This window comes from Sphaerisporangium sp. B11E5, from assembly GCF_039871875.1.
Classification (GTDB): Bacteria; Actinomycetota; Actinomycetes; order Streptosporangiales; family Streptosporangiaceae; genus Sphaerisporangium.
This window is the reverse complement of the sequence record NZ_JBDPMD010000015.1, coordinates 131635-148570: the sequence shown is the minus strand read 5'-3', so window position 1 is coordinate 148570 and position 16936 is coordinate 131635. Positions and strand designations below refer to the sequence as shown.

Genomic DNA, 16936 nt, shown 5'->3' with positions numbered 1-16936 from the left:
CCCCCCCACAGGCCCCCGCCCCCCCGTCAACGCCCATCCGTCCATCGGCATCTGCCCGTCCTTCGGCGTCCCCCCGTCCGTCGACGTCCGCCCCTCCATCGACGTCCGCCCCTCCATCGGCGCCCGCCTCTCCATCGGAGTCGACCCGTCCGTCGACGTCGGCCCGTCCGTCGGTGACCACCCGTCCGTCGACGTCCGCCCCTCCGTCAGCGTCCGCCCCTCCGTCGGAGTCGACCCGTCCGTCGACGTCCGCCCCTCCGTCAGCGTCCGCCTCTCCATCGGAGTCGGCCCGTCCGTCGACGTCCGCCCGTCCGTCGGTGACCAGCCGCGTGTCAGTGTCCGCTGCCGGTCACGGGGCAGCGTGTAGCCGCGGGTCAGGGCGATCGCGCACACTAGGGCGCCTGCGGCACAGTCGAACCACCACTGGTCTTCGCCGCGGGCTCGTGCGAGTTGTGCTGCCCATGCGGCGAGCAGGACGGCGAACGTGGCGCCCAGCCAACCGTCCGCCGCGATTCTTCGCCATCCGGCTGCCCGTCCGCGCACGTTCATATCGCTCAGGCTACGAGAGCGCCTACTTGCCTCGAACCGGCCGAAAGTACGGTCACCTCCGTCCGGATCCAGCATTTCAGCCGATGCCGCCCCGCCCCTGCGTCCGCAGGATGGGGCACCATGCGATCAGACGACACACCACATCCGACCAGCCGTCATGCCCCTGTATCCCCTGGCTCGTCCGCGGCGGGGGGTATTCGCGGTGGCGGGGAGGCGGGCGGTACGGCATCAAGGGTCCGTGGGGACGGGGGGCGCGACGCGGTGTTCCATGTCCGGGCGGACGGCGACATCGATGCGGCTGCCGGTGGACGTGCGGGCGGGAGTCGCGGGACTGACTTCGCGGGCTCTCATCCTCACGAGCGCGGGGCCGACTCCGCGGGTTCCCATCCTCACGAGCGCGGGGCCGACTCCGCAGGTTCCCATCCTCACGAGCGCGGGGCCGACTCCGCGGGCTCTCATCCTCACGAGCGCGGGGCCGACTCCGCGGGCTCTCATCCTCACGAGCGCGGGGCCGACTCCGCGGGTTCCCGTCCTCGTGGGGGGGACGGGGCGCGGCGGGGGCGGATCGGGGCGCTTGATGTGATCCGGGGGGTCGCGTTGTGCGGGATCCTGGTGGTCAACGTGCAGCCGATCGCCAATTCGGGGGCTCTGGTCGTGGCGCCGGGAGGGCCTGCGGGGGGCGACGGGTGGGCGGGGCTGGGGTTGTTCACGACGTTGCGGTTCTTTCCGATTTTTTCGTTCTTGTTCGGGGTCGGGTTCTCTTTGCTGGCGGAGTCGGTGGCGGCTCGGGGGGGCAGTCCGCGGGTGCTCTTGTCGCGGCGGCTGCTGGTGCTGCTCGCGGTCGGGGTCGCGCATCACCTGTTGTTGTGGCAGGGGGACATCCTGGCCGTTTACGCCGTCGTGGGGCTGGTGGTGTTGTTGCCGTCGACGTGGGCGCCTCGGTGGGCGGTGGGGTGGCTCGCGGGGGTCCTTCTGGTGGCGGCGGTGGCGCTGGGGGGCGGGCAGATCGCCTTGGTGCCGGGGTTGTTCCTTCTCGGGTCGGCGCTCACGCGGTACGGGGTGATCGGGCGGATCGAGTGGTCGGCGCGGCCTCCTGCCGTGGTCGGGCTTCTGCTGGCCGCGGCGGCGGTGCCGTTGACGTGGTGGCAGGCGACGATGACGACGGATGATCCGGCGTTCCGGTACGTGATGCCGGCCGCGGGGCTGCTGGTCGCCGGTGTGTACGTCTGCACCCTGCTGGTGGTGCTGCACACGCCGCTGCGGGTGGTCCTGCGGGCACTGTTCGAGCCACTCGGGCGTATGGCCCTCACCAACTACCTCACCGCCACGATGCTCGTGCTGGCGATCACGCCGGTTGTCGGCGGGGCGCCGCACACCTGGCCCACCACGCGGGTCCTGCTGATCGCCGCGGGCATCCTCGCCGCCCAGTGGCTGTTCTCCACCCTCTGGCTGCGCCGCTTCACCCAGGGGCCACTCGAATGGCTGTGGCGCTGGGCCACCTGGGCCAGCCGCCCACCCCTGCGCCGTACGATCACACCGGCCATAAGGCAAAGGTGAAATTTTCAGCTCATCAGCGGCGATCCACAGCCATTCTTTTGGCTGGTCGCCCAACTAATTCGGAGGCACCCGCCTGGTCGGCGGCCGGTTGACCAGGCGGTGTCATTTGTGCCCCCGGGAGGAGTCAGATACTTTCACTGGTGCGGGAGCGCTCCCATCACCCCGGATCCCCCAACCGGAACATGGAGACCGCACGATGTCCCATCATCTCCACGCGTCACCGCGCCGGACACTGCGCACCCTCGTCCTGCTCGTCTGCGCGGCCCTGTTCGCCACCGTCGGACTCACCGGCACCGCGTCGGGCCACGGCTCGACCGTCACCCCCGTCTCCCGCAACTACGGCTGCTGGCTGCGCTGGGGCAATGACTTCCAGAACCCGAGCATGCAGCAGCAGGACCCCATGTGCTGGCAGGCGTGGCAGACCGACACCAACGCCATGTGGAACTGGAACGGCCTCTACCGCGAGGGCGTCGCCGGCAACCACCAGGCCGCCATCCCGAACGGCCAGCTCTGCAGCGCCGGCCGCACCCAGGACGGCCGCTACCGCGCCATGGACGCCGTGGGCGACTGGAAGGCGACCAGCCTCTCCCGCACCTTCACCATCAACCTGCTCGACCAGGCCAGGCACGGCGCCGACTACATCAGGGTCTACATCACCCGCCAGGGCTACAACGCCGGCACCCCCCTCAGCTGGAGCAGCCTGGAACTGGTCCAGTCGACCGGCCGGTACGCCCCCGCCGGCAACTACTACGTCAACAACGTCAACGCGGGCAGCCGCACCGGCCGTCACATCGTCTACACGATCTGGCAGGCCTCCCACCTGGACCAGTCCTACTACTTCTGCAGCGACGTCACCTTCTGACAGCCGCCCCGCCCCCTCCGCCGAACGCCGCCGCGTCCGGCGGAGCCCGGTGCGGTTCCCGGGACGTCACCAGGTGGTGGGAGATGTCGTTGAAGTGATGGGCCCCCCAGGGGTGGCCGGCACGGGTGGCGCGGTTGAACCACATGGCGGCGAGCCATGGTTCGCCGCGGCCGGCGTGAATGGCACCGAGCCGGTAGGCGGCGTCGGCGTGGCCGTGGTGGCCGGCGAGCCTGTAGTAGAACATCGCGATGCTGAGCTTGCCCTCGGCCTCTTCGTACTCCTGCCCGTACAGGTAGGCGAGTTCGGCGGCGGCCGCCTCGGCGTCATGGTGACGCCGGAGCAGCGGTGCGGCGTCGTTCCCTGCGGCGTGGGCACGGCCCAGCCACCTGCGGGCCTCTTCCTGCCGGCCGTCCAGCAGCATGACGACGCCGATGCGGAAGCACGCTTCCTCGTCGCCCGCCTCGGCCCACCGGAGCAGACGCGCCCCGGTCCTGCCGTAATGCCTGACGAAGTCGCGCGGTGACCACGACGGCTCGTGCTCGTCGATGTCGTCGCGCGGACGGCGGTCCTGAGTCTGCCGGGGCAGGACGGCGGACGCGGCGGAGGCGGACATGGCCGGCGCGACGACAGGTGCGGCGCGTGCGGCCAGCCACTTGGCGTGCCAGTCCTTGATGTCGCCGAGGGCGTCCACGTCCAGCCCCGTCTCCCTGGCCGCGAGGCGGCAGGCGGCGACGTACGAGGCCACCCAGGGCCAGGGCGGCAGCCGTTCGCGCTTCCCGGTGAGGATGTCGTGGGTGGTGCTCTCGGCCAGTTCCCTGTGCCCTCTGCCCTCACCGGTGCGGGAGGACAGTCTCCGCAGCTCGGAGTAGGGGGGAGAGCCCGCTTGTTCCCTCAGCTCGTTGAGCTCGGCAACGAAGGCCACATCCGCAGGCGCGGCGCAGTGTGGGTCGGTCATGACTCCCGCCGGAATGGGTGATCGGGGATCTACTGCGAGTCATGGTGGCAGCAACGTACGACGATTTGAGGGTCTATTTGAGGATCCCGTCCCATCCGGATGCGTTGCCTCATGTGTCACAGAGGACCACGTATCCACCCGGATGAGTCCGGATAAGTACGGATAAGACGGTGCAGCCTCGGCCTCGGCCGGACGCAACGGCACGACCGGCCCCGTCGAGGTCCGCCCGGCCGCCATGCGCTCCGGGCTCGTCCGGAGATGTTTGAACAGGTGGCGCCGCTCGACCGGGCTTCAGCATCGTTGGCCGTACCCGGTTCCCCGACGAAGGACCTCATCGATGTTTCCTCACACCACCGGCCGCCCGCGCCGCTCCGGCGCCATGACCGCCGAGGTCCGCCTGGACCACGACCTGCTGACTCTGCTGGTGCTTGACTGGGCGATCCGCAGCGGGCACCACCCGCCCGATCGGCCACCCCACCAGCTCAGCGAGGAGCAACTGATCGCGTTCTGGGCGGACGAGCAGACCGCGACCGGCGGCCTGCCGGCGTGGCGGGGGTGAGACATGTTCTCCTTGCCGGTGCTCCTCACCCTGACCGCCTCCGCGCTCGTCGCGGCGGTCGCGTGCGCGCTCGCCTTGGCCGCGGGAGCCGGTTGGCCGGCCGCCCTGCTCACCGGCGGCGCCGCCGGCGGCGCGGCGCTCGGCATGTTGCCCCGCCTGCTGGACGGAGACTCGGACTGACCTCGTGCAGGACGGTGGGGCGGAGTCGACGGGCCGGGAACGGCGACGCGGCCGGGGCGTCCCGGCCGCGTCGCCGTGGTGCTACGAGATGGTGACGCGGAAGATGCGGTCGGAACCGGCGGGCTGGCCGCCGGCGACGTCGGAGTTGGTCGTGGTCAGCCAGAGCTGGTCGGCTCCGGGAACCTTGACCACGGTGCGCAGGCGTCCGTAGGAGCCTACGAAGTAGGCGGTCGGTGTGCCGGTGGTCTCGCCGGAGCCCAGCGGGATCCGCCACAGCCGCTCGCCGCGCTGCGCCGCCATGTAGATCGCGTTGCCCACGACGGCGATGGCGCTCGGGGAGGCGGTGCTCACCGCCCATTCACGCGCGGGGTTCGTCATGCCGGCCGTGGAGCAGGTGCCCTCGCAGACGGGCCAGCCGTAGTTGAGTCCCGGCTTGATCAGGTTGAGCTCGTCGACCCGGTTGTTGCCGAACTCCGCCTCCCACAGCCGCCCCTGGGCATCGAAGGCGATGCCCTGCGGGTTGCGGTGGCCGTAGCTGTAGACCAGCGTGCCGAAGGGGTTGCCGGGGGCCGGGGCGCCGGTGGTGGTCATCCGCAGCACCTTGCCGCCGAGCGAGTCGCGGTTCTGCGCCTCGTTGGGGGTCTGCGCGTCGCCGGTGGTGGCGTACAGGTAACCGTCGGGGCCGAACGCGAGCCGGCCGCCGTTGTGGTAACGGTTCTTCGGGATGCCCGTGACCAGCGCCGTGTAGCCGCTCAGCGTGGTCCCGTCGTAGGTCATCCTGGCGACCCGGTTACCCTCGGTGCCGGTGTGGTAGAAGTACACGTAGTGGTTGCTCGTCCAGTTGGGGTCCACGGCCACCCCGAGCAGCCCGCCTTCACCTCCGGTGCCCACCGTGTTCGGCATGGTGCCGATCAGCGTCTTGGTGCCCGACAGCGTCACCCGGTGGATGGTGAAGCTGTCGCGTTCGGTGACCAGCGCGCTCTGCCCGTCGGGCAGCCACGCGACGCCCCACGGAACCGTCCAGCCGGAGGAGATCTGCGTGATGCCGGACGGCACGCCGCCGCCGCAGGCCGCGGTGGTGAACGTCACGGTGTTGCTCGCCGAGGAGGTGTTGCCCGCCGCGTCCCTGGCCACCACGGTCAGGGAGTAGGGGCTGGCGCACGCCAGACCGGTGACCGTGGTCGAGGTGGCGGGCGGGGTGCCGGTGACGGTCGCGTACACCGTGCCGCCGCTGCGCACCTCGTACGACGTCACGCCGCGGTTGTCGGTGGAGCGGGTCCAGCTCAGGCTCACGCTGTTCGCGGACACCCCCGACGCGGTCAGGTTCGCCGGCGCGGTGGGCGGCTGGGTGTCGGACGAGGCCGCCGTGGTGCAGATGGCCTGGGCACTGCTGGCCGAGGCGTTGCCGGCGGCGTCGCGGGCGAACACCGACAGGCGGTACTGGGTGGCGGGGGTGAGACCGGTGAGCACCTGCGAGGTCGCGGTGCCCGCCGCCTCGCCGAGCTTGTTTCCGTCGTGGTAGATGTCATAGCCCGCGACGCCGACGTTGTCGGTGGACGCGCCCCAGCTCAGCGTGAGCGAGGTGTCGCCGACCGAGGAACAGGACGGGGCGCCCGGAGTGGTCGGCGGCTGGGTGTCGGCCGACGCCGTCCCGACGTCGAGGTAGTCGAAGTTGGGGTTGCCGCCGTAGGCGGTCGCCCGGGCCCGTACGGTGTTGGTGCCGGCGCGCAGCGAGACGCTGAGCGTGCTGGTCGCCCAGGTGCTCCAGGCGCCGGTGGGGGCGAACGCGCGGGCGGCCGAGACCACCGTGCCGTTGACCAAGATGTCGCTCGGCCGGTTGCTCGTGGTGCCGTTGGCGTAACGCAGCGCCAGGGTGGTGGTCCCCGCGGCTGCCGCCTGGACGGTCCACTCCACGTAGGACCCGGGGAAGTTGCTGCCATCGACGAAACCGGTGCCGGAGTACCCCGGGTAGTTCGACGCCACGCTCCCTTGGTAGATGCGGGCGCTCTCGGCTTCGTACCGGGTCGCCGCACCGGCGGGAGGCGGGGCGACGAGCGCCACCGCCGCCGAGACCGCCAGCGCGACCGTCAGAACGCGACCGCGCCGAACCACCGCTAACGCATTCGGACCGCGTTGGAACAACTGCATCCGTGGCATCCGACCGCTCCTTTTTCGTCATGGACGGGACGTAGTACGTCGGTGCGGAGGGTCTCCAAGATGTCCCAGCGACTCCCGGAGGCATCGAACGCGACTCAGTGTTAGCGCTATCACTCCCGGAGTCAAGATCTTCACGTGACCGCCCCTGACTGGGCGAGTCAACGGTGTAAGTTTCATTTCCGCTGTTGAGAGACCTGCCGGAACGGCCGGCGCCGCGGGCGCGGAACGTCGCGGCCGGAGCCCCGGTAGATCCGGCAAACGGCACGTCCGCGAAGAAGGGGAGCGATTACTCCACGGGACAGCAGCACGCTCCCCTCTTGACCCCTGTTACGGTCGGCCACATACATCCCATTTCCGCCAAACGACGTTATGCGGCAATTATCTACTTAGATCCCTTTTTTGGTGGAATATCCCGAAATCTACCAGAAACATGGCTGTCGATCACCGGCAACAGATCGCGCTCACACTCACCTTCAGAAGATCTTGGAGGTGCAGGTGAGTTACAGCAGGCGCGGATTCCTCACAGCGGTCGGAGCCACGGGTGGGGCGGGAGCGTTGTTCGCCACCATGGGGGCGCTCGGGCTGGCCCCCACCGCGGAGGCGGCGGCCCGAGTGCCGTTCGAGCCGCCGCAGCCGTCGGACTTCCACCTGACGGGCCGGGGAGCGAAGAAGGTCGTCGTGCTGGGCGCGGGGATCGCGGGACTCGCCACGGCGTACGAGCTGGGGAAGGCCGGGTACGACGTCACGATCCTGGAGGCGCTCGACCGGGTCGGCGGACGCAACTGGACGATCCGGGGCGGCGACCGGGTCACCGAGCTGGACGGGTCCACGCAGGTCGCGCGGTTCTCCGACGGCATCTACTTCAACGCGGGCCCCGCGCGGCTGGCGCAGTGGATGGTCACGATGGACTACGCGCGGGAGCTCGGGGTGGAGCTGGAGGTCTTCACCAACTCCAACGCGCAGGCGTACATCTTCAACGAGCGGGCCGGCATGACGGCGCCGGTGCGCTGGCGGACGGCCAAGGCGGACGTGTACGGATACATCTCCGAGCTGCTCGCCACGGCGACGGACGCCGGCGCGCTGGACGCGAAACTCACGACTCAGGACAAGGAGCGGCTGTTGTCGTTCCTCGGCGGCTTCGGCTCGATCGGCAACCGGGCGAACGGGTTCACGTACACCGGCGGCGAGCGGCGCGGGCACGCGATCGACCCCGGCGCCGGGGAGCAGCCGGGCACGCCGCTGCTGCCCGTGCCGTCGTTGTCGGACGTGCTCGCGAGCGGCGTCGGGCAGCGGTTCTCGTTCGAGCTCGGCTACGACCAGGCGATGCTGATGTTCCAGCCGGTGGGCGGCATGGACGCGATCCCCAAGGCGTTCGCGCGGGCCGTCGGCAAGCACAAGATCTGGCTGCGCTCCAAGGCCACCAAGATCACCGACCTGCCGCACGGCGTCGAGGTCGAGTACCAGGACAGGACCGGCAGGACCAAGAAGATCACCGCGGATTTCTGTGTGGCCACGATGCCCCCGCACATCCTCGCGAAGACCCCGCACAACCTCGGCCCGGACGTGCAGGCCGCGCTCGCCACCCCGACCGTCACGTCGTCCGGCAAGATCGGCCTGGAGTACAAGCGCCGCTGGTGGGAGACCGACGAGAACATCTACGGCGGCATCACCAACACCGACCTCGACCTGTCCGTGGTGTGGTACCCGTCGTACGGTTACGGTGCCCGCCGCGGCCTCGTGGTCGGCTACTACCACAACGGCGCGAACGCCGACTCCTACGCGGCGTTGCCGCACCCCGAGCGGGAGAAGCGCGCCATCGCCCAGGGGGTGAAGATCCACGGCGAGAAGTACCGCGCCGAGCTCGCCACGTCGGTGTCGGTCGCCTGGAAACTCCAGCCGCACATCGAGGGCGCCTGGGTCGGCTGGCCGTCCCGCACCGGCGCCTACCAGCTCCTCAACAAGCCCGCGGGCCGGGTGCACTTCGCCGGCGACTGGCTGAGCTACATGATCGCCTGGCAGTCCGGCGCCATCGAGTCGGCACGCAAGACCGTCACCGAGCTGCACCAGCGGGTGCTCACCGACTGACCCCCTCATGGATGCCCGCCGGCCGCCGGGCGGGACGCGTCACCCGCGGCCGGCGAGAGGTCACGGCGCCCAGGCCTCCCGGCCGGTCGTCACCGTGGCGCCCGTGCGCAGCGACTCACCGATGGCGAGGCCGAGCAGATGGTCCTGGCAGCCCTCGGCCAGCGGGTACGGCTCGGGGCCCTCGCCGCGGCACCAGGCCGTCATGCGGCACAGCAGGTCGGCCACCGCGAGGTCGTCCTCGGAGAAGCGCGCCCCCTGGTACTCGTTGCGGTAGACCACGCGCCCGTCGAAGCTGATGTGGTCCAGGTCGGAGCCTTCGAGGTTGAGGTCGATGCCGGTCCGGCGCCGCACGAGGTGCGACTCCACGGGCGTGCCCGGGTCCACGAGGCGCACCACGCGGTCGTCCACGATCTCGCCGAGGGCGCCGCGCACGACGATTCGCCGGGCGCGCAGCGGGTTCCACCACTGGTTGTCGGTGAAGTCGTACAGGCCGGTGCCGCTCGCGAACTGCAGGGTGGCGATCACGGTGGCCCGGTCCTTCGGCGTGGCGTCGCCGGACCAGCCGTCCTTGGACAGCGGGTCGGCCAGCGGGGCGGTGAACGAGCGGGCGTGCACGGCGGCGTCCTCGAAGCCGGCGCCCAGCATGTGCCGGATGAGGGACACCGCGTGGTACAGGTGCGTCGAGGAGACCTGCACCGAGGTCACCTGCCCGATGACTCCCGCACGCAGCACCGCGAGCCGCGCCGCGTGCCCCGGCATCAGGGGGTACTGCTCGGCCACCTGCACCAGGCCGCTGTCCCCTACCGAAGCCCACAAGCCGCGCAGTCCGTCCAGATCGGGCGCCGGCGGGGTCTCCGCCAGCACCGGCACACCGTGGCGCACCAGTTCCTCGGTGACCTCCGGGGTGACCGCCCACGGCACGGACGGGACGACGTACTCCGGTCGCTCCGCCGCGAGCAGGTCCGCCACCGTGCGGAAGGTGGGGACACCCCAGCGCGACTCCACCTCGGCGCCACGCTCGGCCGTGCGGGTCACCACCCCCGACACCGACAACCGCCCGGGAATCTGCCTGGCGAGCCGCAGGAAGAACTCCGAACGCCACCCGCTTCCCACCACACCGAACCGCCCCGGCCGCGCAGCACTCATGGCGTCACCCTCCCATGCCTGCTCCCGCGGGCGGCCTCCGGGACGTGGCCCTCGTGGAAAGCAGGAAAGCCTCGCCGACGGCGCGGCGAGGCCTCCATGATTTCGCCGGCGTCAAGCCGGGAGGATCACGCGGATCCGGTCAGTTGTAGGGATTGTCATAGGTCACGGTCCGGGTGCGCTCGCGGTAGACGTTGTTGATGAAGTCGGAGGACACCAGCGTGAACGTCACGTTCGCCACCGTGCCCCCGTGGCTCGACTCCGCGGAGTGAATCGTGGAACGGTACCCGGCCGGGCATCTCGACGTCGTCGTGTTGCCCTCCCAGTACAAGGAGTACTGGTACACGCCGTTCACGTACACCTTGATGTACGGCGCGGAGAAGCTGGAGACACGGCACAGCTCGATGTAGTAGAGGAACTTCGTGTTCCCGTCGTCGAACTGCAGTGTGCCGTCCGCCAGGGCCAGGATCTGGCCGCCGCCGCTGGTGCCCATCGAGATGGGCTGGGGCGGGCCGTAGGCCGCGTGCGCGGGGCTGAGCGGCAGCAGAGCCGCGACGGCCATCAGGAGAGCAACGGTGAGAGACCTTGCCGCGTGCTGCCGCCGGATAACGGACAACAATTCGCAACCTCCTTGACAGGACGGCGACACAACGGTCGCGCCAGGCGTTTCCCTACCACGGCACCAGGCGGTGATCCGCATCCGGAGATTATGATCGGCCGCTTGGCCTGTCTAATGTCCGCCGCCGCCTGAGGGGTTTTCGTGCCCTCCTCGGCCCCCGCGCATCTCAGCGGGCAAGACGGTGCTTGTGCGTAGCGCCGTTGAACAGGCTGGACGGTCTTTGTCCCGGGCTCGACGGCCGGCGCGGATTCGATGAAATTTCATGACCGCCTGGTAGGGCCACGACAACCTGCCGCTCTCCGGCCGCCGCCGCGTCCCTGTGGAGAACGACATGATCGTCATGGGTTATCCACAGTTTCCACAGACTCGTACACAGGTTCGAATGATCGTCCACAGAGTCGTGGACCGCCTCGGGCCGTCGCCACCCGTCGCGACGCCGCCGGCGACGCGGCAGGCGTTCGACCAGGCCAGGCCGCTCCGAGGCGGTGAGGGCCGTGAACTCGATGCTGCGCTGGTAAAGCGGATGTAACGCGGGGATGTCGCCGGAGGTGACAAGCGCGTAACAGGGCCTTCTTAGTGTGCCCTGGTGGTGTTCCCGCCACCGGCTGTCGGGTGGCCGTTAAGGGGGGAGTCAGGTGACGGTGACCGAGTCGGGGCGTACCGCCACCACGGCGGTGCGTACGGTCTGTTCTTACTGCGGAGTCGGGTGCGGCATGGTGCTCGACGTCGCCACGGACGCGGAGGGGCGGCGCACCGTCGTCCGGGCCGCGGGGGACAAGGAGCATCCGGCCAACTTCGGGCGGCTCTGTACCAAGGGCGCCACCACCGCGGACATGCTCGCCGCGCCGGGGCGGCTCGGGACGGCGCTCGTACGGGCCGCGCGCGGCTCCGTCCCGGCGCCGAGCCCGGTGGACGCGGCGATCGCGGAGACGGCGCGGCGGCTGCGCGAGATCATCGACGAGCACGGGCCGGACGCGGTGGCGTTCTACGTGTCGGGGCAGATGACCCTGGAGGCGCAGTACCTCGTCAACAAGCTCGCCAAGGGGTTCGTGCGCACCAACCAGATCGAGTCCAACTCCCGGTTGTGCATGGCGAGCGCGGGCACGGGATACAAGCTGTCGCTCGGCGCCGACGGCCCGCCGGGGTCGTACCAGGACTTCGAGCACGCGGACCTGTTCCTCGTCATCGGCGCCAACATGGCCGACTGCCACCCCATCCTGTACCTGCGCATGATGGACCGCGTGAAGGCCGGGGCCCGGCTCATCGTGGTCGATCCCCGCCGCACCCCCACCGCCGCCAAGGCCGACCTGTACCTGCCGATCCGGCCGGGCACGGACCTGGCGCTGCTCAACGGCCTGCTGCACCTGCTGGTCGAGGACGGGCGGGTGGACGAGGAGTTCATCGCCGAGTTCACCGAGGGCTGGGAGGCGATGCCCGCGTTCCTCGCGGACTACACGCCGGCCCGCGTCGCCGAGATCACCGGCCTCCCCGAGGACGACATCCGCCGCGCCGCCCGCATGATCGGCGAGGCCGGCGAGTGGATGAGCTGCTGGACCATGGGCCTGAACCAGAGCACGCACGGCACCTGGAACACCAACGCGTTGTGCAACCTGCACCTGGCCACCGGCGCGATCTGCCGCCCGGGCAGCGGCCCGTTCTCGCTGACCGGCCAGCCGAACGCCATGGGCGGGCGCGAGATGGGGTACATGGGCCCCGGGTTGCCCGGACAGCGTTCGGTGCTGGTGGAGGAGGACCGCCGCTTCACCGAGGAGCTGTGGGGACTCCCGCCGGGCACGCTGCGCACCGACGTGGGCAAGGGCACCGTGGAGATGTTCTCGCGGATGGCCGACGGCGAGATCAAGGCGTGCTGGATCATCTGCACCAACCCGGTGGCCTCGGTCGGCAACCGCAAGACCGTCATCGCGGGCCTGGAGGCCGCCGAGTTCGTCATCACCCAGGACGCCTTCGCCGACACCGAGACCAACTCCTACGCCGACCTGGTGCTGCCCGCCGCGCTGTGGGCCGAGGGCGAGGGGGTGATGATCAACAGCGAGCGCAGCCTCACGCTGCTGAACCCGGCCGCGGACCCGCCGGGCGAGGCGCTGCCGGACTGGCAGATCATCGCGCGCGTCGCCTGCGCGATGGGGTACGCCGACGCGTTCACCTACGAGAGCGCGGAGGAGGTGTTCGAGGAGATCAAGCGGACCTGGAACCCGAAGACCGGCTACGACCTGCGCGGCGTGACCTACGACCGGCTGCGCGACACCCCCGTGCAGTGGCCGAGCGCCTCCGCCGGGGACACCGGCCGCAACCCCGTCCGCTACCTCAACGACGGCACCAGCCAGCACCTCGCCGTACGCCCGGACGGCACCCGCCCCCGCCTGGTCTTCCCCACGGCGAGCGGCCGCGCGGCGTTCTTCCCGCGCCCCCACATGCCGCCCGCCGAGCTGCCCGACGACGACTTCCCTTTCGTGCTCAACACCGGCAGGCTCCAGCACCAGTGGCACACCCTGACCAAGACCGGCAAGGTGGCCAAGCTCAACAAGCTCAACCCCGGCCCCTTCGTGGAGATCCACCCCGGCGACGCCGCGTCCCTCGGCATCGCCGGCGGCGACCTCGTGCAGCTCACCTCCCGCCGCGGCCGTGCCGTCCTTCCCGCCGTGGTCACCGACCGCGTGCGCCCCGGCGACTGCTTCGCCCCGTTCCACTGGAACGACCTGTTCGGCGAGTACCTGAGCGTCAACGCCGTCACCAACGACGCCGTCGACCCCCTCTCCTTCCAGCCCGAGCTGAAGGCCTGCGCCGTCGCGCTCGCCAAGGTCGCGACCCCGGCCGCGGACCTGCCCGGCCCGGCCGCGGGCGAGGCGCCCGAGGACATCTGGCAGGGCCTGTCACCGGGGGAGGCGCTGGCGCGGCTGATCGGGGTCGACACCGCGCCGCCGCCGTTCGACGACCGGGAACGCGGCTACCTGTCCGGTTTCCTCGCCGGTCTCGGAGCGGCCCCGCCGGACGTCGCGGGCGTGCCGGTGCTGCCGTCCGGCGCCCCCTTCGCCCCTGGGCACGCCCTGTGGGTGGACGGGGCGCTCGCGGGCATGTTCTCGCGCACGCCACACGCCGGGACGGCCACGCTCGCCCCGCCGGCGGAGCGGGAGGACCGCCGGCTGATCGTCCTGTGGGCCTCCCAGACGGGCAACGCGGAGAACTTCGCCGCCATGGCCGCGCGGGCGCTGGCCGAGACCGAGCGGGCGCCGGTGCTGCTCAGCATGGCCGACTGCACCCCGGCCGCCCTGCCCGGCGGCGCCGACCTGCTGGTCATCACGAGCACCTTCGGCGACGGCGACGCCCCCGACAACGGCGCCGACTTCTGGCACCGGCTCGCCGACCCCGAGGCCCCGCGCCTGGAACAGGTGCGTTTCTCCGTCCTCGCCTTCGGCGACACCAGCTACGCCGACTTCTGCGGCCACGGCCGCCGCCTGGACAAACGCCTGGAGGACCTCGGCGCCGTGCGACTCGCTCCCCGGGTGGACTGCGAGCCCGGCGACGACGGCAACGCCCGCCAGTGGCTGGAGCAGGTGATCCAGGCCCTCGCCACCGGCCCGTCCACGGCCGGGACGGCGGTGCCCGGCCAGGCCGCCCCCGTCCCCGGGACGGCGTCCCCCGTCCCCGCGCCTCCCGCCCTCGTGGCCACCGGGGACCCGCCGAGGGACGCCTGCGTCACCGCGATCCTGACCGGCAACCGCCTGCTCAGCCTCCCCGGCGCGACCAAGGAGGTGCGCCAGTTCACCTTCGACCTCGGCGCGGATCCGCTGCCGTACGAGGTGGGCGACGCGCTCGGCGTGTGGCCGGTCAACCCGCCCGACCTGGTCGCCGAGTGGCTGGCCGTCACCGGGCTGAGCCCGGCGACGGACGTCGCCGTGGCGGACGAGATACTCCCCCTCGGCGAGGCCCTGCGCCGCCGGCTCGACATCAGCAAGATCACCATCGACCTGCTGAGGTTCCTCGCCGACCGCGCGCAGGACGACCGCCTGCTCAGGAAGCTGCTGCGGCCGGACAACCGCAACGAGTTCGCCCAGTGGACCTGGGGCAGGCAGGCGGTGGACGTCGCCGCCGAGTTCCCGGTGCGCGCGTCCGCGCAGGAGTGGGCCGACACGCTCAAGGCGCTGCAGCCCCGCCGGTACTCCATCTCCTCCAGCCCTCTGACCAGTCCCCGCGAGGTACAGATCACCGTCTCGGTGGTGCGGTTCGACAACCCGCAGGGCCGCCGCCGCAGCGGTGTGTGCTCCGGCCATCTCGCCGACGTCCCGCCCGGCACCGTGATGCCGGTGTTCGTCCGCCGCTCCCCCCATTTCCGCCCGCCGGCCGACCCGGCGACCCCCATGGTGATGGTAGGCCCCGGCACGGGCGTCGCCCCCTTCCTCGGCTTCCTCGACGAACGCCGCGCCCGTGGCCACCAGGCACGCAACTGGCTGTTCTTCGGCGAGCAGCGCCGCGCCACCGACTTCTACTACCGCGAGGAACTGGAGGCGTTCCGCGCCGACGGCGTCCTCACCCGCCTGGACCTGGCCTTCTCCCGCGACCAGCGCGCCAAGGTGTACGTCCAGGACCGCATGCGCGAACAGGGCGCCCGCCTGTGGTCCTGGCTCCAGGACGGCGCCCACGTCTACGTCTGCGGCGACGCCACCCGCATGGCCAAGGACGTGGACCGCGCCCTGCGCGAGATCGCCCACCTGCACGGCGGCCTCAGCACCGAGGCCGCCGACGCCTACGTCAGGAAGCTCGCCACCGACCGCCGCTACGCCCGCGACGTCTACTGAGCCGTCTCCCCGGCGGCGCTGTCCAGGTGGCGCCGCAGGCTCGCCGCCTCGGCGGGCAGCACGGCGGGGTCGTCGCCGGGCACGAACTCCAGGGAGACGGACATGGGGCGGCCGGTGGCGGCCAGGATGCGGGCGACGTCCCGCCACAGCGCGGCCCGGTGGTCGAGAGGGTGGCGGTCGCCGGGGGTGGGCCACCAGCTGAAGGCGTGGACGGCGTCCACGCGGTCGAGGACGGCGCGCAGGCCGTCCAGGGCCTCGGGGTCGGGGACGCCGTTCGGGGGTTGCCAGTAGGTGCGCAACGCCGGGACGGCGTCGAGCATCGCGCGGGCTGAGGCCGCGGTGTCGGTGAGGGTGCCGGAGTGGAACTCGGTGGCGACCGTCAGGGGGGCGGCGGTGGCGGCGCAGCGTTCCAGCGCGTCGATGGTCCTGCGGCGCGCGGCGGGGGACGCGGCGGCGGAGGACAGGGTGCCGGCCCAGACCCTGATGCGGGGGGCGCCGAGCGCGTGGGCGGCGGCGACCACGCGGCGCCACACGCGTTCGTCGTCGCCGGGGTCGGGGATGGCGCCGGCGCGGTAGTACGAGCCGAGGGCCGACACCGACAGGCCGGCGGCGCGGGTCGCCTCGCCGACGCGGTGCGCACGTCCCTCGTCGCCGAACGGCACGTGGACGTCCTGGCCCCACTCGATGTGCGCGAGGCCGGCGTCCGCGGCCAGCGCGACGACCCGCTCGGGGGGCAGGGCGCGGTAGGTGACGCTGCACAACCCGGCCGTCAGGGTCATCGGGCCGGGCCCCCTGTCGCGGGCAGCAGCGGGGCCACGATGAAGCGGGTCGCGCCCCACACCGCGTACAGCAGCGGGGAGCAGGCCAGCAGCAGTCCTGCCAGCGGCCGGGCCAGGACCACGGCCACGGTGAGGCCCAGCACGGCGACCGCGGGGACGGCCAGGTACCAGCGCCGCGCCACCAGGTACAGGCACGGCCGGAGCGCGGGCCGCGCGCCCTCCGCGGCCAGGACGAGCAGGGCCACCACGACGGCCACGGTCAGCACGGCACCGGTGGCGAAGAACGGCACGAGGGCCGGGCCGAAGGCGGTACGGGACACGACGGCGGCGTCCACGGCGAGCAGCCCCACGACGGCCGCCCCGGCGGCCCAGGTGGCCACCGCCCGGGTGAAGGCCCGCCGGTAGGCCCGCAGGAACGTCCCCGCCACGGCCACCGCCCCGCCGTCGCCGAGCGCGGCGAAACAGGCGAACGCCCCGGTGAGCGCGGGCGCGCACACCACGGACAGGGCGGCGAAGAACGGCCACGAAGCCGGCGGGTCGCGCACGACGGCCAGCGCGGCGAGCAGCGGCGAGCAGGCCAGCGCCAGCAGCACGTTCGTCATGAGCGCGGTGTGGACGGACCCGAACACCTTCTCGTACGCCGCCGGCGAGGCCGGCCGGAGCAGCCCGCGCATGCC

13 protein-coding genes are annotated in these 16936 nt (G+C 71.6%); 7 read left to right on the top strand and 6 right to left on the bottom strand.

The genetic code is table 11. The features are described 5' to 3' along the window. The 3 genes from ABGB17_RS17010 to ABGB17_RS17000 form a co-directional block, all read left to right on the top strand. The coding region (locus ABGB17_RS17010) for a hypothetical protein (RefSeq protein ID WP_347630479.1) at window positions 1-367 on the top strand (367 nt) is incomplete at its 5' end. Between the two features lie 761 nt (window positions 368-1128). Then, on the top strand, window positions 1129-2106 hold the full coding sequence (locus ABGB17_RS17005) for a DUF418 domain-containing protein (protein WP_347630477.1): 978 nt from the start codon (window positions 1129-1131) through the stop codon (window positions 2104-2106). A gap of 196 nt (window positions 2107-2302) precedes the next feature. Further along, window positions 2303-2968, top strand: coding sequence for a lytic polysaccharide monooxygenase (locus ABGB17_RS17000; protein ID WP_347630475.1), 666 nt, complete (start codon window positions 2303-2305; stop codon window positions 2966-2968). Here ABGB17_RS17000 and ABGB17_RS16995 read toward each other — a convergent pair. After that, complete coding sequence (locus tag ABGB17_RS16995) at window positions 2958-3923, bottom strand: hypothetical protein (RefSeq protein WP_347630473.1); 966 nt, start codon at window positions 3921-3923, stop codon at window positions 2958-2960. The genes ABGB17_RS17000 and ABGB17_RS16995 overlap by 11 nt on opposite strands. A gap of 337 nt (window positions 3924-4260) precedes the next feature. On the opposite strand from ABGB17_RS16995, the gene ABGB17_RS16990 reads away from it, so the two are divergent. Together ABGB17_RS16990 and ABGB17_RS16985 are read left to right on the top strand one after the other, a co-directional pair. After that, a complete protein-coding gene (locus tag ABGB17_RS16990) occupies window positions 4261-4482 on the top strand; it encodes a hypothetical protein (RefSeq protein WP_347630471.1) in 222 nt (73 codons plus the stop codon). A 3-nt stretch (window positions 4483-4485) separates the two neighbouring features. Beyond that, window positions 4486-4662 carry a hypothetical protein gene (locus tag ABGB17_RS16985; protein WP_347630469.1) on the top strand — a complete coding sequence of 59 codons (177 nt, stop codon included), beginning with the start codon at window positions 4486-4488 and terminating at the stop codon, window positions 4660-4662. An 81-nt stretch (window positions 4663-4743) separates the two neighbouring features. On the opposite strand, the gene ABGB17_RS16980 is transcribed toward ABGB17_RS16985, so the two are convergent. Further along, window positions 4744-6774 (bottom strand): PQQ-dependent sugar dehydrogenase, encoded by a 2031-nt coding sequence (locus tag ABGB17_RS16980; RefSeq protein WP_347630467.1) that lies wholly within the window; start codon window positions 6772-6774, stop codon window positions 4744-4746. Window positions 6775-7314: 540 nt separating this feature from the next. Between ABGB17_RS16980 and ABGB17_RS16975 the strand changes: the two genes are divergently transcribed. Next, window positions 7315-8904: a flavin monoamine oxidase family protein gene (locus ABGB17_RS16975; protein ID WP_347630465.1), complete on the top strand. Its 1590-nt coding sequence runs from the start codon at window positions 7315-7317 to the stop codon at window positions 8902-8904. A gap of 60 nt (window positions 8905-8964) precedes the next feature. Here ABGB17_RS16975 and ABGB17_RS16970 read toward each other — a convergent pair whose 3' ends face one another. Together ABGB17_RS16970 and ABGB17_RS16965 are read right to left on the bottom strand one after the other, a co-directional pair. Continuing rightward, window positions 8965-10050, bottom strand: coding sequence for a Gfo/Idh/MocA family oxidoreductase (locus ABGB17_RS16970; protein WP_347630463.1), 1086 nt, complete (start codon window positions 10048-10050; stop codon window positions 8965-8967). A 139-nt stretch (window positions 10051-10189) separates the two neighbouring features. Continuing rightward, on the bottom strand, window positions 10190-10609 hold the full coding sequence (locus tag ABGB17_RS16965) for a hypothetical protein (RefSeq protein ID WP_347630461.1): 420 nt from the start codon (window positions 10607-10609) through the stop codon (window positions 10190-10192). 692 nt (window positions 10610-11301) lie between these two features. On the opposite strand from ABGB17_RS16965, the gene ABGB17_RS16960 reads away from it, so the two are divergent. Beyond that, a complete protein-coding gene (locus tag ABGB17_RS16960) occupies window positions 11302-15480 on the top strand; it encodes a bifunctional nitrate reductase/sulfite reductase flavoprotein subunit alpha (protein WP_347630459.1) in 4179 nt (1392 codons plus the stop codon). On the opposite strand, the gene ABGB17_RS16955 is transcribed toward ABGB17_RS16960, so the two are convergent. Both ABGB17_RS16955 and ABGB17_RS16950 read right to left on the bottom strand, forming a co-directional pair. Continuing rightward, a complete protein-coding gene (locus tag ABGB17_RS16955; protein ID WP_347630457.1) occupies window positions 15474-16259 on the bottom strand; it encodes a TIM barrel protein in 786 nt (261 codons plus the stop codon). The genes ABGB17_RS16960 and ABGB17_RS16955 overlap by 7 nt on opposite strands. Then, window positions 16256-16933 (bottom strand): hypothetical protein, encoded by a 678-nt coding sequence (locus ABGB17_RS16950; RefSeq protein ID WP_347630455.1) that lies wholly within the window; start codon window positions 16931-16933, stop codon window positions 16256-16258. Before ABGB17_RS16950 ends, ABGB17_RS16955 begins: the two co-directional genes overlap by 4 nt. Between the last annotated feature and the right edge of the window lie 3 nt (window positions 16934-16936).